The 24,171-nt window shown below is 56.0% G+C and carries 23 protein-coding genes and 1 tRNA gene; 2 read left to right on the top strand and 22 right to left on the bottom strand.

Going from position 1 to position 24,171, the window contains the following annotated elements:
• Positions 1 to 25: 25 nt before the first annotated feature.
• From ybeD to leuS, 12 genes are all read right to left on the bottom strand, one after another.
• Positions 26 to 289: a DUF493 family protein YbeD gene (ybeD, locus tag Q1L34_RS19080; RefSeq protein ID WP_004859527.1), complete on the bottom strand. Its 264-nt coding sequence runs from the start codon at positions 287 to 289 to the stop codon at positions 26 to 28.
• A 114-nt stretch (positions 290 to 403) separates the two neighbouring features.
• Entirely contained in the window at positions 404 to 1,603 is a 1,200-nt protein-coding gene (gene dacA, locus Q1L34_RS19075) for a D-alanyl-D-alanine carboxypeptidase DacA (protein WP_015584896.1), read from the bottom strand.
• Between the two features lie 143 nt (positions 1,604 to 1,746).
• Positions 1,747 to 2,865, bottom strand: a complete 1,119-nt coding sequence (rlpA, locus tag Q1L34_RS19070) for an endolytic peptidoglycan transglycosylase RlpA (protein ID WP_327204240.1) — start codon at positions 2,863 to 2,865, stop codon at positions 1,747 to 1,749.
• A 10-nt stretch (positions 2,866 to 2,875) separates the two neighbouring features.
• Positions 2,876 to 3,988, bottom strand: a complete 1,113-nt coding sequence (gene mrdB / locus Q1L34_RS19065; RefSeq protein WP_004859537.1) for a peptidoglycan glycosyltransferase MrdB — start codon at positions 3,986 to 3,988, stop codon at positions 2,876 to 2,878.
• Entirely contained in the window at positions 3,988 to 5,889 is a 1,902-nt protein-coding gene (gene mrdA / locus Q1L34_RS19060; protein ID WP_004859539.1) for a peptidoglycan DD-transpeptidase MrdA, read from the bottom strand. The genes mrdB and mrdA overlap by 1 nt, the downstream gene beginning before the upstream one ends.
• A 27-nt stretch (positions 5,890 to 5,916) precedes the next feature.
• On the bottom strand, positions 5,917 to 6,384 hold the full coding sequence (gene rlmH / locus Q1L34_RS19055) for a 23S rRNA (pseudouridine(1915)-N(3))-methyltransferase RlmH (protein ID WP_015584895.1): 468 nt from the start codon (positions 6,382 to 6,384) through the stop codon (positions 5,917 to 5,919).
• A gap of 3 nt (positions 6,385 to 6,387) precedes the next feature.
• On the bottom strand, positions 6,388 to 6,705 hold the full coding sequence (gene rsfS, locus Q1L34_RS19050) for a ribosome silencing factor (protein ID WP_004859547.1): 318 nt from the start codon (positions 6,703 to 6,705) through the stop codon (positions 6,388 to 6,390).
• Positions 6,706 to 6,926: 221 nt separating this feature from the next.
• Positions 6,927 to 7,556 (bottom strand): adenosylcobalamin/alpha-ribazole phosphatase, encoded by a 630-nt coding sequence (locus Q1L34_RS19045; protein WP_032716886.1) that lies wholly within the window; start codon positions 7,554 to 7,556, stop codon positions 6,927 to 6,929.
• A 102-nt stretch (positions 7,557 to 7,658) separates the two neighbouring features.
• Entirely contained in the window at positions 7,659 to 8,309 is a 651-nt protein-coding gene (gene nadD, locus Q1L34_RS19040; protein WP_004859552.1) for a nicotinate-nucleotide adenylyltransferase, read from the bottom strand.
• Entirely contained in the window at positions 8,302 to 9,333 is a 1,032-nt protein-coding gene (gene holA, locus Q1L34_RS19035) for a DNA polymerase III subunit delta (RefSeq protein ID WP_004859554.1), read from the bottom strand. Before holA ends, nadD begins: the two co-directional genes overlap by 8 nt.
• A complete protein-coding gene (gene lptE / locus Q1L34_RS19030; RefSeq protein ID WP_004859556.1) occupies positions 9,333 to 9,914 on the bottom strand; it encodes an LPS assembly lipoprotein LptE in 582 nt (193 codons plus the stop codon). Before lptE ends, holA begins: the two co-directional genes overlap by 1 nt.
• Positions 9,915 to 9,928: 14 nt before the next feature.
• Positions 9,929 to 12,511: a leucine--tRNA ligase gene (gene leuS / locus Q1L34_RS19025; protein WP_086817059.1), complete on the bottom strand. Its 2,583-nt coding sequence runs from the start codon at positions 12,509 to 12,511 to the stop codon at positions 9,929 to 9,931.
• A gap of 224 nt (positions 12,512 to 12,735) precedes the next feature.
• Here leuS and Q1L34_RS19020 point away from each other — a divergent pair, with 224 nt between their 5' ends.
• Positions 12,736 to 13,218 (top strand): zinc ribbon-containing protein, encoded by a 483-nt coding sequence (locus Q1L34_RS19020; RefSeq protein WP_015584891.1) that lies wholly within the window; start codon positions 12,736 to 12,738, stop codon positions 13,216 to 13,218.
• Positions 13,219 to 13,287: 69 nt separating this feature from the next.
• On the opposite strand, the gene Q1L34_RS19015 is transcribed toward Q1L34_RS19020, so the two are convergent.
• The 9 genes from Q1L34_RS19015 to miaB form a co-directional block, all read right to left on the bottom strand.
• Positions 13,288 to 14,013, bottom strand: a complete 726-nt coding sequence (locus Q1L34_RS19015) for an amino acid ABC transporter ATP-binding protein (protein WP_004859562.1) — start codon at positions 14,011 to 14,013, stop codon at positions 13,288 to 13,290.
• Positions 14,013 to 14,687, bottom strand: a complete 675-nt coding sequence (gene gltK / locus Q1L34_RS19010; protein ID WP_004859564.1) for a glutamate/aspartate ABC transporter permease GltK — start codon at positions 14,685 to 14,687, stop codon at positions 14,013 to 14,015. The genes Q1L34_RS19015 and gltK overlap by 1 nt, the downstream gene beginning before the upstream one ends.
• Before the next feature lie 2 nt (positions 14,688 to 14,689).
• Positions 14,690 to 15,430, bottom strand: a complete 741-nt coding sequence (locus tag Q1L34_RS19005) for an amino acid ABC transporter permease (RefSeq protein ID WP_004859566.1) — start codon at positions 15,428 to 15,430, stop codon at positions 14,690 to 14,692.
• A 163-nt stretch (positions 15,431 to 15,593) separates the two neighbouring features.
• Positions 15,594 to 16,502 (bottom strand): amino acid ABC transporter substrate-binding protein, encoded by a 909-nt coding sequence (locus Q1L34_RS19000; protein WP_015584889.1) that lies wholly within the window; start codon positions 16,500 to 16,502, stop codon positions 15,594 to 15,596.
• Between the two features lie 406 nt (positions 16,503 to 16,908).
• A complete protein-coding gene (gene lnt, locus Q1L34_RS18995) occupies positions 16,909 to 18,447 on the bottom strand; it encodes an apolipoprotein N-acyltransferase (RefSeq protein WP_327204239.1) in 1,539 nt (512 codons plus the stop codon).
• A gap of 22 nt (positions 18,448 to 18,469) precedes the next feature.
• A complete protein-coding gene (gene corC / locus Q1L34_RS18990) occupies positions 18,470 to 19,348 on the bottom strand; it encodes a CNNM family magnesium/cobalt transport protein CorC (protein WP_004859572.1) in 879 nt (292 codons plus the stop codon).
• A 101-nt stretch (positions 19,349 to 19,449) separates the two neighbouring features.
• On the bottom strand, positions 19,450 to 19,917 hold the full coding sequence (gene ybeY / locus Q1L34_RS18985; protein ID WP_004859574.1) for an rRNA maturation RNase YbeY: 468 nt from the start codon (positions 19,915 to 19,917) through the stop codon (positions 19,450 to 19,452).
• Positions 19,914 to 20,960 carry a PhoH family protein gene (locus Q1L34_RS18980; protein WP_004859576.1) on the bottom strand — a complete coding sequence of 349 codons (1,047 nt, stop codon included), beginning with the start codon at positions 20,958 to 20,960 and terminating at the stop codon, positions 19,914 to 19,916. The genes ybeY and Q1L34_RS18980 overlap by 4 nt, the downstream gene beginning before the upstream one ends.
• A 152-nt stretch (positions 20,961 to 21,112) precedes the next feature.
• A complete protein-coding gene (gene miaB, locus Q1L34_RS18975) occupies positions 21,113 to 22,537 on the bottom strand; it encodes a tRNA (N6-isopentenyl adenosine(37)-C2)-methylthiotransferase MiaB (RefSeq protein WP_004859577.1) in 1,425 nt (474 codons plus the stop codon).
• A gap of 208 nt (positions 22,538 to 22,745) precedes the next feature.
• Between miaB and ubiF the strand changes: the two genes are divergently transcribed.
• Complete coding sequence (ubiF, locus tag Q1L34_RS18970; protein WP_004859580.1) at positions 22,746 to 23,921, top strand: 3-demethoxyubiquinol 3-hydroxylase; 1,176 nt, start codon at positions 22,746 to 22,748, stop codon at positions 23,919 to 23,921.
• A gap of 151 nt (positions 23,922 to 24,072) precedes the next feature.
• Here the strand turns inward: ubiF and Q1L34_RS18965 are convergent.
• A tRNA-Gln gene (locus Q1L34_RS18965) sits at positions 24,073 to 24,147 on the bottom strand.
• Between the last annotated feature and the right edge of the window lie 24 nt (positions 24,148 to 24,171).

Here is a 24,171-nt window from a genome sequence, read left to right as displayed (position 1 = left end):
GCGCAGGACCGGGTCTGGGAATGGGTTACAGCACCATCCGGACGATATCGATATTGCCCAGCTCTTCGTACAGGGTTTCGACCTGCTCGATATGGGTTGCGTTGATGGTGATAGAGACCGAGTGGTAGTTACCCTTGCTGCTCGGTTTTACCTGTGGAGAGTAATCACCAGGCGCATGGCGCTGTACCACTTCCACCACCTGATCAACCAGCTCAGGCAACGCCTGCCCCATTACTTTGTAAGTAAATGGAGTAGGGAATTCAAGCAGTTCGTTAAGTTTGGTTTTCATGTCAGCTCCGGTGTTACGACAAAAAATAATAACTCCCACGAAGTGTGGGAGTTATCAGGTTACTTTGATGATTAGTATATGGGGATGTAAATCACACTTTCAAGTGTTCGATTTTTAACCAAACCAGTGGTGGAACATTAACTTGATGTAATCAATCATTTTTCCGAAGAAATTGCCTTCAGGAATTTCTTGCAGGACGACCAGCGGGCGCTGATCGATCGTTTTACCGTCCAGCTGGAAGTTAATGGTGCCGACAACCTGATTTTTCTGCAGCGGGGCGTGCAGTTCGGTATTGTTCAGCACATAGCTGGCTTTCAGATCTTTCATGCGGCCACGAGGGATAGTCAGATAAACGTCTTTATCGACACCCAGCGAAGCGCGATCGCTGTCGCCAAACCAGGCTGGTTCGGAAGAGAACTCTTTCCCGGCTTTCAGCGGATTAACGGTTTCGAAGAAGCGGAAGCCCCAGGTCAGCAGCTTTTTGCTTTCGGATTCGCGGCCTTTGTAGGTGCGGCCGCCCATGACGGCGGAGATCAGACGCATCTGGCCTTCGGTCGCCGAGGCCACGAGGTTATAGCCCGCTTTATCGGTATGCCCGGTTTTAATCCCGTCGACGTTCAGGCTGTTATCCCACAGCAGACCGTTACGGTTCAGCTGACGAATGCCGTTAAAGGTGAACTCTTTTTCTTTATAGATGGTGTATTCGTTCGGTACATCGCGGATCAGCGCCTGGCCAATCAGCGCCATATCGCGCGCGGAGCTGTACTGGCCGTCGGCATCGAGGCCGTGAACGGTCTGGAAGTGGCTGTTTTTCAGGCCCAGCGCATTGACGTAGCTGTTCATCAGGCTGACGAAGGCATCCTGGCTGCCGGCAACATAGTCGGCCATGGCGACGCAGGCATCGTTACCTGATTGCAGGTTGATGCCGCGGATCAGCTGAGAAACCGGAACCTGCATACCCGGCTTCAGGAACATCAGTGAAGAGCCTTTAAACACCGGGTTACCGGTTGCCCACGCATCGTTACCCACCGTAACCAGGTCGGTTTCTTTAAACTTGCCCGCTTTCATGGCCTGACCGATGACGTAGCTGGTCATCATTTTGGTCAGACTCGCCGGGTCGCGGCGGGAATCGGCGTTATTCTCCGCCAGCACTTTGCCCGAATTGTAATCAATAAGAATCCAGGATTCGGCGTCAATCTGCGGCGCGCCTGGGATCATGGTTTTGAGATTCAGGTCATCGGCGTGGGCAGCGGAGGAGAGCGCTGCAACGGAGAGGGCCGTAACGAGTAAACGTGCGGTGAAAGAGGTCTTCATGGTCAGAACAACGGCATCCGTGATGGAGTTAAAAAAAGTGCCTTACTATAACAAATGCTCTGTGGACCGGCATCCGACATTGCGCATGACTTTGTTAATGACTTTTTCATGCGCATCACAGTACGGACAACGACCCTACCTGTTTAGTTGGCGTGAGTAATAAATGATTGCAGCTGAGCTTCGCTTTGCAGGCGCTGTTGTACCGTGCTGGCCTGCGATTTACTGGCGAATGGCCCTAGCTGAATGCGCCACACTGCGCCGTTCTGCACGACGCGGCCAGGCACGGAAAACTGCTGGCTCAGACGCTGCTGATATTGCTGCGCGCGGGCCCGATCGCTGACGGCGCCGACCTGGACGACAAAATCGCCGCTGGCGCTGGCCGAAGAGGCGGCGACAGCCGTGGTTGCCGCCGCAGCCGGCGCTGCTGGCGTGACGCTGCCTTGCACAGAACCAGGGGCGGTAACCGGCGCGCTTTGGGTGGCAGTCTGAACCGCAGGCTCGCTGCTTTCCAGTACGCCGCTATTCAGGGGCGTCGGCGCGCCGAGGAAGCCGCTGCTGTTCACCGGAGCGCCAACGTTGTCTTCCGGCTTCAGCGTGGCATTGCTGATCGGGCGAACGTCGGTTGGCGCCGTCGGTTCGCTGGAAACACCTGCGCCGCCGTCAAGATCGGGACGAGCAGGCAGCGCATAGGTCTGTTTGGCGACGGTAGTACAGGCCATGCCCGGGCCGGAAAGCGAACCGTCCGGTGCGACGATGATCGGATCGATACGCACTTTGGTGTTGTTGGAGGTGTTCAGGCGATCGGCGGAGGCGCGAGAAAGCGAAATCACGCGATCGGTGCCGTACGGGCCGCGATCGTTAATGCGCACGACGATCATGCGGCCATTTGCCACGTTCGTCACGCGCACGTAGCTCGGGATCGGCAGCGTCGGGTGTGCTGCGGTCAGCTGCGTCGGGTCGAAGGCTTCGCCGGATGCCGTCAGGTTGCTGTTGGGCTCCGCATCATAAATGGCGGCCAGACCGGTCTGGGTAAAGTTAGACGGATCCTGGACGATTTTATAACTTTTACCCTCGCGCTCGTAATCCTGATTCGCCGCCGCATTTGGCGTCTCATAATGCGGATCGGCGCCGCTGATTTCCACGCTTGGGCCATTACAAACGGCCGGCTGTGGAGTGCTGACCGTCTTCTGTTGAACGTCTTCACCCGAACATGCCGCCAGCAGCCCCGCTGCTATGCAAATCCCCAGCCATTGCTTACGCATCGCAAACCCCTTAAACGCTTTTCGACAACATTTTTCTGTGGGTGTGGATCGACATCACGATACCAAACCCGGCCATCAATACGATCAGGGCTGAGCCCCCGTAGCTGACCAGCGGCAACGGTACCCCCACCACTGGTAAAATACCACTCACCATACCAATATTTACGAAGACATAAACGAATAAAATCAACATTAAACCACCGGCCATGACGCGACCGAAGGTGGTCTGCGCCTGGGCGGCGATCCACAGCCCGCGCATGATGAGCAAAATATAGAGCGCCAGTAGAATCAGCACGCCAATCAGGCCGAGCTCTTCGGCCAGGACCGCAAAGATAAAGTCGGTATGGCGCTCCGGCAGGAATTCAAGCTGCGACTGGGTGCCGTGCAGCCAGCCTTTGCCGCGTAATCCACCGGAGCCAATGGCGATTTTCGACTGGATAATATGATAGCCGGCACCCAGCGGATCGGTTTCCGGGTCGAGCAACATCATGACGCGCTGACGCTGATAATCATGCATCAGGAAGAACCATAAAATCGGAATAAACGCCGCAACCAGCACCACCGCCACGCCGATCAGGCGCCAGCTCAGCCCGGACAGGAACAGTACGAACAGGCCAGACAACGCAATCAGAATCGATGTTCCGAGGTCAGGCTGGGCGGCAACCAGCAGGGTTGGCAGAAAAATCAGCACCAGCGCAATGGCGGTATTCTTCAGCGAGGGTGGGCAAACGTCGCGGTTGATAAAGCGCGCGACCATCAGCGGGACGGCGATTTTAGCAATTTCCGACGGCTGAAAGCGCACAACCCCCAGATCCAGCCAGCGCTGGGCGCCTTTGGAAATCGCGCCGAAAGCGTCAACCGCCACCAGCAAAATGATACAGAAGATATAGAGATAGGGCGCCCAGCCTTCATACACGCGCGGCGGGATTTGCGCCATCACGATCATGATCACCACGCCCATGGCGATCTGGCCTATTTTGCGCTCCATCATCCCGATGTCCTGGCCGCTGGCGCTCCAGATGACCAGCGCGCTGTAGGTCAGCAGCGCCAGCAGAATCAGCACCATGGTCGGATCGAGATGGATTTTATCCCATAGTGATTTTTTGTTCGGATTATCGGTCATTATTGATCCTCACCCGCCGTGACCGCCGGGTTTTCACTCGGCAGGTTTGTGTTGTTATCACCCAGCATAATGTGGTCGAGAATCTGGCGCATAATCGTGCCGACCGCCGGGCCAGCACCGCCGTTCTCAAGAATGATGGCAACAGCAACCTGGGGATTGTTATAAGGGGCAAACGCCGTCATGAGTTTATGGTCACGCAGACGTTCCGCGATTCGGTGCGCGTTATAGGTTTCATTGGCTTTCAGGCCAAATACCTGGGCTGTACCGGATTTCGCCGCAATTTTATAGGGCGCGCTGGCGAAGTATTTATGCGCGGTCCCGTTGCCACGGTTAGCGACGCCGAACATCCCGTCCTTGGCGATTTCCCAGAAGCCGGAGTGAATGTCGCCGACCGGCGGCTCGTGCGGTTGAACCCAGGGAACCTGTTTGCCGTCTTCGACGGTGCTTTGCAGCAGATGCGGCACTTTCACCAGACCGTCGTTTATCAGGATCATCAGCGCTTTGTTCATCTGAATCGGCGTGGCGGTCCAGTAGCCCTGGCCGATTCCGACCGGGATGGTGTCACCCTGATACCAGGGCTTCTTAAAGCGTTTCAGCTTCCATTCGCGGGTCGGCATATTCCCGGAACGCTCTTCCGACAGATCGATACCGGTATAGTGGCCGTAACCGAATTTGCTCATCCACTCAGAGAGGCGGTCGATACCCATATCATAAGCGACCTGATAGAAGTAGGTATCCGCAGACTCCTCGAGAGCTTTGGTCACATTCAGATGCCCGTGACCCCATTTTTTCCAGTCGCGGTAGCGCTTGTCAGAGCCCGGCAGCTGCCACCAGCCTGGGTCGAACAGGCTGGTATTGCGGGTGATGACGTTCGCGCTGAGGGCCGATACGGCGACATAAGGCTTCACCGTCGACGCCGGCGGGTAGACCCCCTGAGTCGCGCGGTTGACCAGCGGAGTATTCGGATCGTTCAGCAGGGCGGAGTAGTCTTTACTGGAGATGCCGTCCACAAACAGGTTCGGGTCGTAGCTCGGCGTGGAGACCAGCGCGAGGATGCTGCCGGTACGCGGGTCGGTGACGACCACGGCAGCGCGGCTGCCGGCGAGCAGGGTCTCAATGTACTGCTGAAGCTTGAGATCGAGGGTCAAATAGATATCGCGCCCGGCCTGCGGCGGCACCTCTTTGAGCTGGCGAATGACGCGGCCGCGGTTGTTGACCTCAACCTCTTCATAGCCGGTCTGACCGTGCAATACGTCTTCGTAATAGCGCTCGATTCCCAGCTTGCCAATATCATGCGTGGAGGCATAGTTGGCCAGCTTGCCCTCTTTATCCAGGCGATCGACGTCTTTATCGTTAATTTTTGAGACGTAGCCGATAACGTGGGTCAGCGCGGAATTATAGGGGTAGTAGCGGCGTTTATAGCCTTTTACTTCGACGCCGGGAAAGCGGTACTGGTTAACCGCAAAACGGGCCACCTGGACTTCGCTCAGGTTGACCTTGACGGGAATCGAGGTGAAGCGATGGGAACGCGAGCGTTCTTTCTTGAAGTTTGCAATATCATCATCGGTCAGATCGATGACGTCGCGTAACGCATCCAGCGTCTGCTGCACGTTATCGACTTTCTCCGGCATCATCTCCAGCTGGTAGATGGTGCGGTTCAGCGCCAGCGGCGTACCGTTGCGGTCATAGATAATGCCGCGACTGGGCGGAATGGGGACCAGCTTAATACGGTTTTCGTTGGAACGCGTTTGATAGTCGGTGTAGCGAACAATCTGCACGTTATAAAGATTGGCAACCAGTATGCCGGTAAGCAGCAAAATCCCCAAAAAAGCGACCAGCGCCCGGCGCACGAACAGCGAGGATTCAGCCGTATAGTCGCGGAAAGAATTCTGTAATTTCATTCGCTGCTTAGTCTACCCTGGTCATCATTATTCACGGTGGTAAGGGTGGTTGGTGGTAATGCTCCACGCACGATACAGGCTCTCAGCGACCAGTACGCGTACCAGCGGGTGAGGCAACGTGAGGGTGGAGAGTGACCAACTCTGTTCCGCTGCTGCTTTACAAGCCGGAGAGAGCCCCTCGGGACCGCCGATAAGCAGGCTGACGTCGCGGCCATCCTGTTTCCAGCGCTCCAGCTCTCGTGCCAGCTGCGGCGTATCCCACGGTTTTCCCGGAATATCCAGGGTCACGATGCGATTTTTGCCTGCGGCTGCCAGCATCATCTCCCCTTCTTTGTCGAGGATTCGCTTGATGTCGGCATTTTTACCGCGTTTACCGGCAGGGATTTCCAGCAGCTCGAACGGCATATCTTTTGGAAAACGGCGCAAATATTCACTAAAGCCGGTCTGAACCCAGTCCGGCATCTTGGTGCCAACGGCCACCAGCTGCAGCTTCACGCATTAACTCCAGAGTTTTTCCAGCTCGTACAGACGACGGCTCTCTTCCTGCATAACGTGAACCATGACGTCGCCAAGGTCGACAACAATCCAGTCAGCGGCGCTTTCACCTTCAACGCCAAGCGGCAGCATTCCTGCGGCGCGAGACTCTTGTACTACGTGGTCGGCGATGGACATTACATGGCGCGTAGAGGTGCCGGTGCAAATAATCATGCAATCTGTAATGCTGGATTTGCCATGAACGTCAATGGCAACGATGTCCTGACCTTTCAGGTCATCAATTTTGTCGATAACAAAATCCTGGAGTGCTTTACCCTGCAAGAGTTCCCCCTGGGTGAGTGAAGATTGATAATAATAAACAGCCTGACAGTATACCTGAACTCGTCGAAAAGTCGGGATAAATGTCGGTCAGCAAGCGATGGCGGCGGCTATCATCCCATCCATCGCCCGTGATTGCATCGCCATTTTTGTAAAACAATTTCTGGAAACATCGTTTAGCCGATACGTCCAGGCAGCGGAGAATAACAGCCTGCTCTGACCTGTCAATGGTCTGCACGGAATTCTTCTTCCTTCTGCCAGCGCGCCTGGCTATTTAATACCCGCAGCGTGGCAAAATCAGCGTGCAGTTCGAGTTCGCTCCATGTGCCATGGGCGACAGGAAAATGCCACATGGCCTCCGCCGGCAGCTTCAGCAACAGCGCGATAAGCAGACTCAGCCCACCTTTATGGCCCACGATCAGCAGATGATCTGGCTGCGGATGGTGCGTCAGCTTCTCGGCAAACGTGCGGACGCGGTGGGCGAAATGCTGAAAACTTTCGCCGTTGGTCGGCGCCGCATGCTGCCAGTCCGCGCACCAGGCGGCATAGTTTTCCGCGTCTTCGAGCTGTAAGTCCCGATGATGGCGCATTTCCCAGTCGCCAAAAAACATCTCGTTGAGTTCGGGGACAATCTGCCGGGGGATATGCCGTGTGCCGAGCAGCAGGTCGGCGGTGATGTGGGTGCGTTCCAGTTCGCTGCAGAGCACGCGATCGAACGTTACCGCCTGCAGCAGCTGGCCGAGCGTTCTCGCCTGCATCATGCCGCGTTCGGTTAGCGGAGTCGGGGCGTGTCCGCTGTAAAGGCCGGCAACATTGGCCTCAGTTTCACCATGTCGAACTAACCATAATTTCACTGAATATACGCCTTCTGACATCATCAAGGGATGAGGGAGAGTATATGCGAATCGGCGCGCTGCTATTGTATCCGGCGTCACCAACGCTGGGGCAACGGCCGGTTAACAGTAGAGTTTTTGCTGATGGATATACGCCAGTACCGCGGCCGGCAGCATGTCAGCGCAGGATTCTCCGCGTTCAAGGCGCTGGCGGATAATCGTTGCCGAAATATCAAACCACGGGGTTTCCGCCAGATAGATGACCCCGGCGGGACGGCTGTGCAGCTGTTCTGCGTCGTGGGTTAAATGTTTGTCCAGCCACCGCTGATCCTCTTCCCGTTTCATCACCAGCGGGTAGCCCGGACGACGGCAAACGATCAGATGGACATTATCCAGAATCGAGGTGTAATTGTGCCAGGTCGGGAAGGTGAGCAGCGAGTCCTGACCAATAATGAACGCCAGCGGCTGGTCCGGCCCTTGTTCCTGTCGCCACTCTTCGAGCGTTTGTGCCGACCAGGACGGCGTCTGACGCCGAAGCTCGCGTTCATCGAGCACGAACAACGGTTTATCGGCAATGGCCAGCGCCAGCATCTGTTTACGCTGGGCGCTGGTGGCTTCAGGCTGCGGGCGGTGTGGCGGAACATTGTTTGGGACGATAATGACTTTGCCAAGACCGATCTGATTCGCCAGAACCTCGACCGGTTTGAGGTGACCATAGTGCACCGGATCGAAGGTGCCGCCGTACATTGCCTGCAACTGAGTCATATCAACCATCAATAAACACGTCTGCCAGCGCTTTATGGCAGAGCAACAAAGAAAGGCTCTCTAATTCCGGCCAGATGGCGCTGCCGTAATCCTGCTTGAAGGTGAGCTCCGCTCGGGTCAGCAGAGTCACGGCCTGGCGTAACTGGTCCGTGCTGAGGCGCGCGAGCGCATCGCTTAACAGCTGTCGACGGTTCTGCCATACCCGATGTTTATCGAACAGCGTACGCAGCGGCGTATGGGCCGACTGGCGTTTCAGGTTAACCAGCAGCAGCAGCTCGCGTTGAAGCGTGCGCAGCAGAATAGCCGGTTCGCTGCCTTCCAGCCGTAACTGCTGCAGGATATGCAGCACCCGTTTGCTTTTGCCAGCCAGCAGCGCATCCACCCAGTGATAGGGCGTGAAGTGGGCGGCATCGTTGACCGCCTGCTCGACGCGCGGCAGCGTGAGCTTGCCATCCGGCCACAGCAGAGAGAGACGTTCCAGCGCCTGCGCCAGCGCCAGCAGGTTGCCTTCGTAGCAGTAGCACAGCAGCTGACTGGCGGCATCATCAAGATGCAAGTGGTGCTGTTTTGCTCGCGCCGCCAGCCATCGTGGCAGCTGCGCATATTCCGGCGTCTGACAGCTCACCTGAACCGCGCGGCTGGCCAGCGCGGCAACCCAGGCGGCATTTTCCTGCGCTTTGCTGAGCTTATTACCGCGAACGATTAACAGCAGGTCGTCATGGAGCATGCTGACCAGGGTGGCAAGCTGTTCGTTAATCGCCGCGTTAGGGCCGTTTTCCGGCAGGACCAGAAGCAGCGTCTGACGGCTGGCGAACAGGCTCATGGCCTGGCTGAGTGAGAAGAGGGCGGGCCAGTCGGTGCTGGCGTCGATGGTCGCGGTATGGTGTTCGGTAAAGCCCTGGGTAGCAGCGGCTTCGCGAATCGCGTCCTGACTTTCCTGCAACAGCAACGGATCGCTACCGAGTAATAAATAGGCCGCGCGCAGCCCTTCGGTGAGCTGCGCGCGGAGTTGCTCTGGGTACAGCCGAATCATCAGTTACCCAGCGTGGTGGAGACGCGGTTGCCGGAGGTGGAAGTGGCGTTAACCGGCTTCTCTTCCCCTTTCGTGGCTTCGACATCAGCAACGTGGACGCTTGGCAGCTTACGAATCAGCTGTTCAGCGGCTTTGTCGTACATCTCCTGGACGATCATATCCTGCTCGGCGTCTTTCGCTAACGCCGCCTGCGGGTTATCGAAGAACGAGCGGTAGACTTTCGTCGAGATCGGATAGATATCATGACCCGGGATTAGCACGCTTGCCTGCACCGTCAGCACCATCTGATATTCAGCGGTACGACCATCCTGGAAAATGGAAGCCGTATCTTTCTGAATGGATGACGCATCCAGACGCAGGGACGGAATATCCTTGCGCAGCGTGCTGCCGTCGACGATCTCGACGCCATTCAGACGCAGCTGATTACGTACCGAACGACTTAACGGACCATTCGGATCGCTCGACTGAAAGATCATGGTTTTCATCGCGGTGGGGACCTGAGTGGTACTCCGCAGATGCCAACCGCATCCGGCGGTGATGAGCACCGCCAGAGATAACAACAATGTTGCCAGATATCGCACGCTTCCTCCTGCGCTTAGCCAACGACCAGGTTGAGCAGTTTACCCGGGACGTAAATCACTTTACGTACGGTTACACCGTCGAGATACTTCGCAACCAGATGTTCCTGGCCCGCACGTGCACGAACCTGTTCTTCGGTTGCATCGACAGGAACGGTAATTTTACCACGGACTTTACCATTAACCTGAACAACAACCAGGGTGGTATTTTCAACCATAGCGCTTTCATCGGCGACCGGCCACGGCGCGTTGTCGATATCGCCTTCACCGCCCAGCTCCTGCCACAGCGTGAAGCAGGCGTGCGGGGTGAACGGATTGAGCATGCGCACAACCGCCAGCAGAGCCTCACGCATCAGCGCGCGATCCTGTTCGTTTTCCTGCGGCGCTTTCGCCAGTTTGTTCATCAGCTCCATGATCGCGGCGATCGCGGTGTTGAAGGTCTGACGACGGCCGATATCATCGGTCACTTTGGCGATCGTTTTGTGGACATCACGACGCAGCGCCTGCTGATCTTCGCTCAGGCTGGCAACGTCCAGCGCGGCAACCGGGCCCTGAGTCGTGTGCTCATAAACCAGTTTCCAGACACGTTTCAGGAAGCGGTTTGCCCCTTCAACGCCGGATTCCTGCCATTCCAGAGTCATATCTGCCGGAGAGGCGAACATCATAAACAGACGTACGGTATCCGCGCCGTAGCGTTCAACCATCACCTGCGGGTCGATGCCGTTGTTCTTCGACTTGGACATTTTGCTCATGCCGGTATACACCAGCTCGCGCCCCTGCGGATCGTAGGCTTTTACGATACGGCCTTTTTCATCGCGCTCCACGGTGGCATCAACCGGAGAAACCCAGTTGCGCTCGCCGTTTTCGCCAACGTAATAGAAGGCGTCAGCCAGAACCATCCCCTGGCACAGCAGCTGTTTCGCCGGCTCGTCAGAGTTAACCATACCCGCGTCGCGCATCAGCTTATGGAAGAAGCGGAAGTACAGCAGGTGCATAATCGCATGTTCGATCCCGCCGATGTAAATATCGACCGGCAGCCAGTAGTTGGCGGCATTTGGATCCAGCATTCCGTCATTGTACTGCGGGCAGGTATAGCGCGCGTAGTACCAGGAGGATTCCATAAAGGTATCGAAGGTGTCGGTTTCACGCAGCGCAGGCTGACCGTTAACGGTGGTTTTTGCCCACTCCGGATCGGCCTTGATTGGGCTGGTGATGCCGTCCATGACCACATCTTCCGGCAGAATGACCGGCAGCTGATCTTCCGGGGTCGGCATCACGGTACCGTCTTCCAGGGTGACCATTGGAATCGGCGCGCCCCAGTAACGCTGACGGGAAACGCCCCAGTCGCGAAGGCGATAGTTAATTTTGCGCTCGCCAACGCCCATCGCCGCCAGTTTGTCGGCGATAGCGTTAAAGCCCGCTTCGTAGCTCAGGCCATCGAACTCGCCGGAGTTGAAGAGGGTGCCTTTTTCAGTCAGCGCCTGCCCGGAGAGATCCGGTTCTGAGCCGTCTGCCGCCAGAATAACCGGCTTAATGTTCAGGCCATATTTGCTGGCAAATTCGTAGTCGCGCTGATCGTGACCCGGAACGGCCATGACGGCGCCGGTGCCGTATTCCATCAGCACGAAGTTTGCCGCCCAGACCGGAATTTCTTCGCCGGTCAGCGGGTGAATCGCTTTGTAGCCGGTATCGACACCTTTTTTCTCCATCGTCGCCATTTCTGCTTCGGCGACTTTGGTGTTGCGGCATTCGTCGATAAATGCAGCCAGCGCAGGGTTGTTCGCTGCCGCCTGCTGTGCCAGCGGATGACCCGCGGCTACGGCCAGGTAGGTACAGCCCATGAAGGTGTCCGGACGGGTGGTGTAGACGGTCAGCTTGTCGGCATACTCGTTAACGTTGAAGGAGATTTCTACCCCTTCGGAGCGGCCGATCCAGTTGCGCTGCATGGTCTTAACGGTATCAGGCCAGTGATCCAGTTTATCCAGATCGTTCAGCAGTTCGTCGGCGTAGGCGGTGATTTTGATAAACCACTGCGGGATCTCTTTACGCTCAACTTTGGTATCGCAGCGCCAGCAGCAGCCGTCGATAACCTGTTCGTTGGCAAGAACGGTCTGGTCGTTCGGACACCAGTTCACCGCAGACGTTTTTTTGTACACCAGGCCTTTTTTATACAGCTCGGTGAAGAATTTTTGCTCCCAGCGGTAGTATTCCGGGGTGCAGGTCGCCACTTCACGGCTCCAGTCATAGCCAAAGCCCAGCTTTTTCAACTGGTTTTTCATGTAGGCAATATTGTCGTAGGTCCACGGGGCCGGCGCGGTGTTGTTTTTTACCGCGGCGCCTTCCGCCGGCAGACCAAACGCATCCCAGCCGATCGGCTGCAGAACGTTTTTGCCGAGCATACGCTGGTAGCGGGCAATCACGTCGCCGATGGTGTAGTTACGCACGTGACCCATGTGTAGTCGACCAGAAGGATAAGGAAGCATCGACAGGCAGTAATACTTCTCTTTGCTCTCGTCTTCAGTTACTTCAAATGTACGATGATCGTCCCAGTGAAGCTGGACTTTCGATTCTATCTCTTCCGGGCGGTATTGCTCTTGCATGGCAGCCAGTGGTCCTGTTTTCAATACAGCTACAAAATGTAGCCAATGGATGTGTTATCAGATCGGCATAGCATAGCCCAAACGCCCACGTCAAAACAGCCTTTCGCACATTAACATCGGCAAAAGCGGCGGAGACTATTTCGTGACTCTGTGGGCTAACTGGCAAAGCAGATGGCAAATAAGGTCTATTATTAGAAGAAGTTAACCACACCGGAGGCGAAATGATGAACAAGGTTGCTCAATTCTACCGTGAACTGGTGTCGACGCTCAGTGAACGGCTGCGCAATGGAGAACGTGATATTGACGCGCTGGTGGAACAGGCGCGGATGAAAATTAGCCAGTCTGGTGAGTTAACGCATCGCGAAGTTGAGACGCTGACCAAAGCGGTCAGGCGCGATCTGGAGGAGTTTGCCCGCAGCTATGAAGAGAGCCAGGACGAACTGACGGACAGCGTGTTTATGCGGGTGATAAAAGAGAGCCTGTGGCAGGAGCTGGCGGATATTACCGATAAAACCCAGCTGGAATGGCGCGAAGTGTTCCAGGATCTCAACCACCACGGGGTTTACCATAGTGGCGAAGTGGTGGGGCTGGGAAACCTGGTGTGCGAACACTGCCATTATCACCTGGCGGTCTATACCCCGGATATTCTGCCGCGTTGCCCGAAATGCGGCCATGACCAGTTCCAGCGTCGTCCCTTTGAGCCTTGATACGCCGCGCTGAGGTGGCTGAATGAAATCAGGCGCGCACCTGCCGATGCGCGCCTGTAAAATGACCCGTTAATGCAGAATTTTGGCGAGGAAGTCTTTTGCGCGATCGGATTGCGGATTGGCGAAAAATGCTTCTTTGTCAGAGTCTTCGACAATTTTCCCTTCATCCATAAAGATCACCCGGTTGGCGACCTTACGGGCAAAGCCCATTTCGTGCGTCACCACCATCATCGTCATGCCTTCGTTGGCCAGTTCAACCATGACATCCAGCACTTCGTTGATCATTTCCGGATCCAGTGCGGAAGTCGGTTCGTCAAACAGCATAGCAATGGGATCCATACAGAGCGCACGGGCGATAGCCACGCGCTGCTGCTGGCCGCCGGAGAGCTGGGCCGGATATTTATCGGCATGGGCGGAGAGCCCCACGCGTTCCAGCAGCTTCAGGCCTTTTGCCCGGGAAGCGGCTTTATCGCGGTTAAGCACTTTGACCTGCGCCAGCGTCAGGTTATCGATAATCGACAGATGCGGAAACAGTTCAAAGTGCTGGAACACCATCCCGACGCGGGAACGCAGCCTGGCAAGGTTGGTTTTTTTATCGTTGACCCGGGTACCATCCACGGTGATCTCACCCTGTTGAATAGGCTCCAGGCCGTTGACGGTTTTAATCAACGTTGATTTGCCCGAGCCGGAAGGCCCGCATACCACCACTACTTCACCTTTTTTCACTTCCGTGGAGCAATCGGTCAGCACCTGAAAGTGACCATACCATTTTGAAACGTTTTTCAGGGTAATCATTACACAGTCCTTTTCTTCAACCAGCTGACCAACAGCGATGCGCTGAGACTAATGACAAAATAAACGGCGCCTGCGAACAGGATCATCTCGACCTGGGTTCCGTCGCGCTCGCCGATGGTAGAGGCGGTACGGAAGAAGTCGGCCAGGCTGAGAACGTAAACCAGAGAGGTATCCTGAAACAGTACGATCCCCTGGGTGAGCAGCAGCGGCACCATGGCGCGAAACGCCTGCGGCAGAATAATCAGCTTCATGGATTGCCACTGGGTCATCCCCAGCGCCAGCGCGGCGCTCGACTGGCCGCGAGAGATACTCTGGATACCCGCGCGGATAATTTCCGAATAGTACGCCGCTTCAAACATCGAGAAGGCCACCATCGCGGAGATCAAGCGGATATCGCTCTTCGGCGACAGGCCCAGGACGTTCTGCAGGAAACCGGGAACAATCAGATAAAACCACAGCAGGACCATCACCAGCGGGATCGAGCGGAACACGTTGACGTAGGTCTTCGCAAACCACGCCAGCGGCAGGAAGCTGGACAGACGCATAACCGCCAGCAGGGTGCCCCAGACGATACCAAAAATGATGGCGGTCACGGTGATTTTCAGGGTGATAACCAGCCCGGCCAGCAGGTAGGGCATTGATGGGACGATAGAACTCCAGTCAAAATCGTACATGATTATTTGCCTCCCATATTGCCCGGCAGGCGGACCTTGCGTTCAACCACATACATCACCAGCATAATCACCGCATTAATAAACACATAGGCGAGGGTAATCGCGGTAAAGGATTCCCAGGCGTGGGCTGAGTAATCCAGCAGCTTGCCTGCCTGTGCCGCCATATCCGCCAGCCCGATGGTTGAAGCGATGGCCGAGTTTTTCACCAGGTTCATCATCTCCGAGGTCATCGGCGGCACAATGACCCGATAGGCGTTGGGCAGCAGTACGTAACGATAGGTCTGCGGCAGCGTCAGGCCCATGGCCAGCCCGGCGTTTTTCTGTCCGCGCGGCAGTGACTGAATGGCGGCGCGCACCTGTTCGCATACGCGAGCGGCGGTAAACAGCCCCAGACACATCATCGAAGAGAGGAAGAACTGAATATTCGGATCGAGCTCGGATTTAAACCACATGCCGATGTTTTCCGGCAGGAGCTCCGGCACCACCAGGTACCAGGTGAAGAACTGAACGATCAGCGGGACATTACGGAACAGTTCAACGTAGCAGGTGCCGATGCTGGATAACCAGCGGTTGGGGGCAGTGCGTAAAATGCCGAACAGCGAGCCGACGAAAAAAGCGATAATCCAGGCGCTAATCGACAGTGCGATGGTGACCTGAAAGCCGCTCCAGAGCCAACCCAGATAGGTGGTATTGCCGAACGGGGCCTGTTGCAGGAAGATTCCCCAGTTCCAGTCTATTGACATAAATGACTCCTGGAAAAAAAAGGGTAGCATCGCTACCCTCGAAGATCATTGTGCAGCCTGTTTCGGTATTCGCGGCGGCTGGGGAACGACCAGCCACCGTATAGTCTGTCCGCGCTGTCACAACAATCGGGAGGGCAGGATGTCCTGCCCCTTGTTTTTTTAATTAGTTCAGAGCTTTGTCGTTAGGGGTCTTGAACAGCGCCTTCATGTCGTCGGAGAGTTCGAAGTTCATATTCAGATTTTTCGGCGGGATGGGGTTTTTAAACCACTTATCAAACCATTTTTCCGCTTCGCCGGAGGTCTGGGCCGTGGCGACGGTGTCATCAATCAGCTTTTTAAACTGCGGATCGTCTTTGCGCAGCATACAGCCGTAGGCTTCTTTCGACTGGGCCGTGCCGACGATCTCCCAGTTATCCGGCTTCTTCGCTTTCGCACGTTCGCCGGCCAGCAGCGCATCGTCCATCATAAAGGCCACCGCACGACCGCTTTCCAGAGTACGGAAGGAGTCGCCGTGGTCTTTGGCGCTGATAATGCGCATGTTCATTTTCTTCTCGTCATTCAACTTATGCAGCAGAACTTCGGAAGTGGTACCGGACGTGACGACAACCGCTTTGTCTTTCAGGTCCGGGAAATCTTTAATTGCACCGCCTTTTTTCACCAGCAGGCGGGTACCCACGACGAAAATGGTATCGGAGAAGGCGGCTTGTTTCTGACGTTCAAGGTTATTGGTCGTGGAGCCGCACTCGAAGTCGTAAGTACCGTTCTGCAACAGCGGAATACGGTTTTGCGAGGTCACCGGAACCAGTTTTACCTGCAGGTCAGGCTTATTCAGCTGTTTCTTGATGGCGTCAACGATAGCGTTGGAGTAGTCCTGAGAGTAACCGACCACTTTTTGTTGATTGTCGTAGTAAGAGAACGGAACGGAGGATTCACGGTGGCCGACGACGATGACGCCGTTTTTAGCGATTTTGTCCAGCGTGCTGCCTGCTGCCGGGGCGGCATCTTCCGCATGCGCCAGACCGGCGGTCATACCCATGACCAGCATCGCTGTGGCCAGTTTACGTAATTGCATATCCAACTCCTTATCCTCAGCGTCATTGACGCTTTTGATACCCATTGTGAATGTGTGTGTGCGTTATTATGGCTGCGACACTGACACGCAGCATTTGTATGTGTTTGTTAGCATTTAGTTTGGCTTAATGTAAAGATTTTGCTGCTTTATTGTTTATTTTTGCGAAGTGCTCCGCACCATTTAAAGGCAAAAATCGTCCATTGCACCATGTTAGTGCCTGAGGTGAGCGATGCTGGTGCAACCGGGTTATACCAACAATAAATGTCGCCGCGACCTGAGAATATTAAGCAATGCTCGTGCCAGGTTGGCGAGTAGAGAGAGGTCAGAATGGTCAGAAGGGCGGCCCCGGCGACGGCTGCCGGCCGGGGCTATGCGGAGCGACAATAAGATCCGCAGGCTATAACGATTAGCGACGACGCTGGCGCAGGCTCATGATCAGCGCGCCAAAACCCAACAGCGCGGTCAGCGCCCACAGCGGCCAGTTACCGGTACGGGCGTACGGGGTCAGGCCGGAAGTCGGAGTGACTTTCGTGGTCAGCACTGCGCGGGTGAACTGCGGGATCATGTCCTGAATTTCCCCACGCGGGCCGATGACGGCGGTAATACCGTTATTGGTGCTGCGCAACAGCGGACGCGCCAGCTCCAGGGCGCGCATCCGCGCCATCTGGAAATGCTGCCACGGACCGATGGACTTGCCAAACCAGGCATCGTTGGAGATGGTCAGCAGGTAGTCGGTATCCGGGCGGAAGTTATCCCGCACCTGCTCGCCGAGAATAATCTCGTAGCAGATAGCCGCGGTCAGCTTCATGTTATGCGCCACCAGCTGCGGCTGCACGTACGGACCGCGGCTGAAAGAGGACATCGGTAAATCGAAGAACGGAGCCAGCGGGCGTAGAATGGACTCCAGCGGCACGAATTCACCGAACGGCACCAGATGATTCTTGTTGTAGCGATCTTTGGAGTCGTAACTGTAGGAGTTATCTTTGCCCAGCGTAATGATGGTGTTGTAGGTATTGTAACGGTTCTGCTTGTTAAGCCGGGCGTCGACAATACCGGTAATCAACGAGCTGTCTTTCGCCCGCAGCAGGTCGTCCATCATACTCAGGAAATTCTGCTGGTTGATTTCCAGATCCGGGATCGCCGACTCGGGCCAGACGATTAGCTGGGATGAACCCATATGCGGCTGCGTCAAATCCAGATAGATTTTCAGCGTATTCACCAGCTGATTTTCATCCCATTTCAGCGCCTGGGGAATATCACCCTGTACCAAAGATACCTGGGTAGCCCGTTCCGGCAGCAGTTGATACCACTGGATGTAGCGCAGCGGGAAGGGCAGCGCGAACAGCACGATAGCGGCAACCAACGGTTTCCAGCTGCGGTGAATGAGCGCAAGGACCAGCAGGCCGCTGACCACCATCAACAGGAAGTTAATGGCTTCAACGCCCATTACCGGCGCTAGCCCTTTCAACGGGCCGTCAATCTGGCTGTAGCCAAACTGCAGCCACGGGAAGCCGGTCAGCACCCAGCCGCGCAGGAATTCGGTGATTTGCCAGACAACCGGGGCAGCGACGGCGACGCGTATCCAGTTTGTTTTGGGCCACAGGCGCGACAGCAGACCGGCGAACAGTCCGGTATACAGCGACATATAAGCCGCCAGCAGTACCACGAGGAATACGTTGACCGGGCCGGGCATGCCACCGAACTGGGCAATGCTGACATAGACCCAGTTGATGCCGGAACCGAACAGTCCCAGGCCCCAGAAAAAGCCGATCCAGGCGCTTTGCAGCGGACGTCGGTTGAGGGTTAATCCCTGCAGGCCGATTAACGAAACAATCGCCGCAGGCCAGATGTCATAAGGAGAAAAAGCCAGCGTTCCGCTGGCTCCGAATAATAGCGCCAGCAGCAGACGTACGCGCTGGCGTTCGATGAGAGAGGCAAATACCATTTAGGTTAATCGTCCCGTGTAATTAATCTTCCAGCTTCGGCTGTGGCGCGTCATCAGGAAGTTTGACATGTACCTGGATGATACGTCGGCTATCGGCCATGGCGACTTTGAATTGGTAACCATCGATGTCAATAGACTCACCGCGCGCCGGCAGATGGCCGAAGGCCTGCATCACCAGCCCGCCAATGGTATCCACCTCTTCATCGCTGAAGTGAGTGCCATAGGCTTCGTTGAAGTCTTCAATGGAGGCCAGGGCGCGCACCGTCCAGGTGTGGCGGCTCAGCTGACGAAAATCGATATCTTCTTCTTCATCGTATTCGTCTTCGATCTCGCCGACGATAAGCTCGAGAATGTCTTCAATGGTCACCAGACCGGAGACACCGCCGAACTCATCGATCACGATAGCCATATGGTAACGCTGGGAGCGGAACTCTTTCAGCATGCGGTCAACCCGCTTACTTTCAGGCACGACAACCGCCGGGCGTAACACTTTTTCCATGCTGAATGCTTCGGAATCGCTGCGCATAAACGGCAGCAGGTCCTTGGCCATCAGAATCCCTTCAATGTGATCTTTATCTTCGCTGATGACCGGGAAACGCGAGTGGGCGGACTCGATGATCACATCGAGGCATTCGTCCAGGGTCTGATTGCGTTTCAGGGTAATCATCTGCGAGCGGGGGATCATGATATCGCGGACGCGCTGGTCGGCGATGTCCATTACCCCTTCGAGCATATCGCGCGTATCTTCGTCGATAAGGTCGTTTTGCCCGGAATCACGGATCAGCTCCAGCAGTTCATCACGGTTTTTCGGTTCTCCGTGAAAAAGCTGGCTGAGTAACAGGGAGAAGAATCCCTTTTTGCTGTTTACTGTGTCACTACTGTGTGAATTGTCGTCGCTCATGGCGTCGTGTGGGTTCTCATGTCAGTTAATTTGTCGCTCGTCGCGCGTGTGTTCAGCGCCGGACGGCATGGGGGCCGCTCGCCGGTTAAACCGGCGGCAGGCTATTCCTTCTCGGCAATGTACGGATCCTCATAGCCCAGAGCAAGCATTATCTCTGTTTCGAGGCCTTCCATCTCTTCCGCTTCTTCATCAATGATATGGTCATAGCCCAGCAGGTGCAGACTGCCGTGAATCACCATATGCGCCCAGTGCGCCTCCAGCGGTTTGTCTTGCTCTTTGGCTTCCTGTTCAACGACCTGACGGCAGATGATCAGGTCGCCAAGCAGCGGCAGTTCGATACCCGGCGGAGCTTCAAACGGGAACGACAGCACGTTGGTCGGCTTATCCTTGCCGCGATAGGTCAGATTCAGCTCATGGCTTTCGGCTTCGTCTACCAGCCGCACGGTCACTTCTGACTCCTCCTGGAACTGAGGAATGACGGCATCGACCCAGCGTTGAAACTGGGCTTCATCCGGTAACCCGGCGCTATCTTCGCAAGCCAGCTGTAAATCGAGAATAACCTGACTCATTTCTGCTCCTGTTCCTGGGCTTCGCGTTTGCGCTCGGCGGCCAGCTCTGCTTTACGTTTTTGGTCAGCTTCTTCCCACGCTTCATACGCATTCACGATGCGGGCTACCACCGGGTGGCGTACCACATCTTCGCTATGGAAGAAATTGAAGCTGATTTCATCGACTTCCGCCAGCACTTCAATGGCGTGGCGCAGACCGGATTTGGTGCTGCGCGGCAGGTCTATCTGAGTGACGTCGCCGGTGATCACCGCTTTTGAGTTAAAACCGATACGGGTCAGGAACATCTTCATCTGTTCGATGGTGGTGTTCTGGCTTTCATCGAGAATAATAAACGCATCGTTCAGCGTACGGCCGCGCATATAGGCCAGCGGCGCGACTTCGATCACGTTGCGCTCAATCAGCTTCTCGACCTTCTCAAAGCCGAGCATTTCGAACAACGCATCGTACAGCGGGCGCAGGTACGGATCGACTTTCTGGCTCAGGTCGCCGGGCAGGAAGCCGAGCTTTTCCCCGGCTTCGACGGCAGGGCGGGTCAGCAGAATACGGCGTACGTCCTGGCGTTCGAGCGCGTCGACCGCTGCGGCTACCGCAAGATAGGTTTTCCCGGTCCCGGCAGGGCCGACGCCGAAGGTAATATCATGATCGAGAATGTTGGCGATGTACTGCGCCTGGTTTGGCGTACGCGGCTTAATCACGCCACGCCGGGTCTTGATATTGACGGCCTTACCGTACTCCGGCACGCTTTCGGCGCTTTGTTCCAGCACCCGTGCCTCTTTGATGGCCAGATGAATCTGTTCCGGTTCAATATCCTGAATCTGTCCGCGCATCGGCGCAGTATCGACGTACAGGCTGCGCAGGATATCGGCTGCCGCGTTCACGCATATCATGCGCCCGGTCAGTTTAAAGTGATTGTCACGGCGATTAATTTCGATGCCTAATCGGCGTTCCAGCTGTTTGATGTTGTCGTCAAACGGGCCACACAGCCCCAGCAGGCGTGCGTTATCCGCTGGCTCCAGGGTAATTTCACGGGTTTCTATGTTCAAGCTGTTCCTCTTTACGCGTTTTGCCGGACAGCGAACGTCTCCGGCCAGTAAGGAAATTATTCACGTCATGGGAATATGGCGCAAGCATTGCGATGAATATTGGGTCGGGGAGAGGAAATACAAGGCCTGCCGGGGCGGCAGGCCTGAACGGATCACGGCTGATAGGTTCCGACGCCGAGGTCGTTTTCTTTGCGGGTGCGGGCGATAACGGATTCCGGAGATTCCGCGATACGCAGCCCCATTTCCTCTTCGGTACGCACAATTTTACCGCGCAGCGAGTTGGTGTAGACGTCAACGATTTCGACATCGACGAACTTACCGACCATATCCGGGGTGCCTTCGAAGTTGACTACCCGGTTGTTCTCGGTGCGTCCTGAGAGCTCCATGATGCTTTTACGGGAGGTGCCTTCAACCAGAATGCGCTGGGTGGTGCCAAGCATGCGGCGGCTCCACGCCATCGCCTGCTGGTTGATGCGCTCCTGCAGAATATACAGGCGCTGCTTCTTGTCCTTTTCCGGGACGTCGTCGACCATATCCGCCGCCGGAGTGCCCGGACGGGCAGAGAAGATAAAGCTGTAGCTCATGTCATGATTGACATCGGCAATCAGCTTCATGGTCTTCTCGAAATCTTCATTGGTTTCGCCAGGGAAGCCAACGATAAAGTCGGAGCTAATCTGGATATTCGGGCGCGCTTCGTACAGCTTGCGGATAATCGCTTTGTATTCCAGCGCCGTGTGGGTACGTCCCATCAGGTTCAGCACCCGATCGGAACCGCTCTGCACCGGCAAGTGCAGGAAGCTCACCAGCTCCGGCGTATCGCGATAAACATCGATGATGTCATCGGTAAACTCGATCGGGTGGCTGGTGGTAAAGCGAATGCGGTCGATACCGTCGATCGCCGCCACCAGACGCAGCAGATCGGCAAAACTGCCGGTCGTTCCGTCGTAGTTCTCGCCACGCCATGCATTGACGTTTTGACCCAGCAGGTTGACTTCACGGACCCCCTGAGCGGCCAGCTGAGCGATTTCAAACAGAATATCGTCGCAGGGGCGGCTGACTTCTTCACCGCGGGTGTAAGGCACCACGCAGTAAGTACAGTATTTATTGCAGCCTTCCATGATGGAGACGAATGCCGTTGGGCCTTCGGCGCGCGGTTCCGGCAGGCGGTCGAATTTTTCGATTTCGGGGAAACTGACGTCTACAACCGGACTGCGGTTGCCGCGAACGGAGTTGATCATCTCCGGCAGGCGATGGAGCGTCTGCGGCCCGAAAATAATATCGACGTAGTGGGCGCGTTGGCGAATATGGTGACCTTCCTGAGAGGCGACACAACCGCCGACGCCAATAATCAGGTCGGGATTCTTCTCTTTCAGTAGCTTCCAGCGGCCTAACTGATGGAAGACTTTTTCCTGAGCCTTCTCACGGATTGAGCAGGTATTGAGCAGCAGCACATCCGCTTCTTCCGCCACTTCGGTCAGTTGATACCCGTGCGTGGCATCCAGCAGATCGGCCATCTTTGATGAATCATATTCGTTCATCTGACAGCCCCAGGTTTTAATATGGAGTTTTTTTGTCATCGACTTGCTCATGCTTAAGTATATATACCCAAAGCTATTTTCTTCACCGGGAATGACTCTGCAATGTGAAGGATAGCGGGTATAAAGCCAGGATTGCAGGGCGCGTATTGTAATGCTTTGGTCGCGCCCTGACCAGTGCGAGCGTTATCACCACGAGGTGGGGAAAAATCCGGTAAACTTAACGGATTCAGGTTTAAGGATAATTGCCATGACAATTCATGCAACAGATGTCGCCATTGTGGGTGGCGGAATGGTTGGCGGAGCCCTGGCGCTGGGGCTGGCGCAGCACGGTTTTACGGTAACGGTTATCGAGACATCGGCACCGCCGGCATTTGCGCCTTCAGCGCCGCCGGATGTGCGTATTTCGGCAATTAGCGCCGCTTCTGTCGGGTTACTAAAAAGCCTCGGCGTCTGGGATGCGGTGCGCGGCATGCGTGCGCATCCCTATCGCCGGCTGGAGACCTGGGAATGGGAGGATGCGCATGTGACCTTTGATGCCGCCGAGCTGAAGCTGCCTGAGCTGGGTTATATGGTGGAGAACAATGTTCTGCAGCTCGCCCTATGGCAGGCGCTGATGGCGCATGAGCGCATCACGCTCGAGGTTGGCGCATCGTTACAGGAGATGCAGCGAGAGGAGACCTGTACGACATTGCGTCTGAGCGACGGTGGCGAGTGCGCAGCCAGCCTGGTTATCGGCGCCGATGGCGCCAACTCGCAGGTGCGCCAGTTGGCCGGAATTGGCGTTCACGCATGGCAGTATCAGCAATCCTGCATGTTGATTAGCGTGCAGTGCGCAGAGGAGCCTGGCAACAGCACCTGGCAGCAGTTTACGCCATCGGGCCCGCGCGCATTTCTGCCGTTGTTCGACAATTGGGCATCGCTGGTGTGGTATGACACGCCCGCGCGTATTCGCCAGCTGCAGGGGATGAGTATGCCGCAGCTACAGCAGGAGATTGGGCGCCACTTCCCGTCCCGACTGGGGCAGGTCACGCCGCTGAGTGCCGGAGCGTTTCCACTAACCCGTCGCCATGCGCTGCAGTATGTACAGCCGGGGCTGGCGCTGGTGGGAGATGCTGCGCATACCATTCATCCGCTGGCGGGGCAGGGGGTGAATCTGGGCTATCGCGATGTTGACGCGCTGCTGGATATTTTGAGCGAGGCGAAAAGCCAGGGTGAAGCATGGGCCAGTCTTCCGGTGCTGAAACGCTACCAGGCGCGACGCAGGGCGGATAATTTTATTATGCAGTCGGGTATGGATCTGTTTTATGCCGGCTTCACCAACGATCTGGCGCCGGTGCGCGTGCTGCGCAATATCGGCTTAATGGCTGCGGCACATGCGGGCGTTTTAAAGCGTCAGGCGCTGAAGTACGCCCTGGGATTGTAAGCGCAGTTCCCGGCTGGCGCGTCGCTTAGCCGGGATATTAGCGCTAAGCGTTGTCCGTCGTCGCCTGAGTATGGCGTTAACGTCGCGATCCGGATTGAACCGAATGCAGAAAACAAAAAAGCTCGCCGAAGCGAGCTTTTTTGCTATTAAGTGGCTGGGGTACGAGGATTCGAACCTCGGAATGCTGGTATCAGAAACCAGAGCCTTACCGCTTGGCGATACCCCAACGGGTGCGTCCACAGTGTGAACG

It is taken from the genome of Klebsiella ornithinolytica (assembly GCF_030505655.1).
Taxonomy (GTDB): Bacteria; Pseudomonadota; Gammaproteobacteria; order Enterobacterales; family Enterobacteriaceae; genus Klebsiella; species Klebsiella ornithinolytica.
The sequence above is the reverse complement of the archived record's forward strand: the minus strand, read 5'-3'. Positions and strand labels throughout refer to the sequence as shown.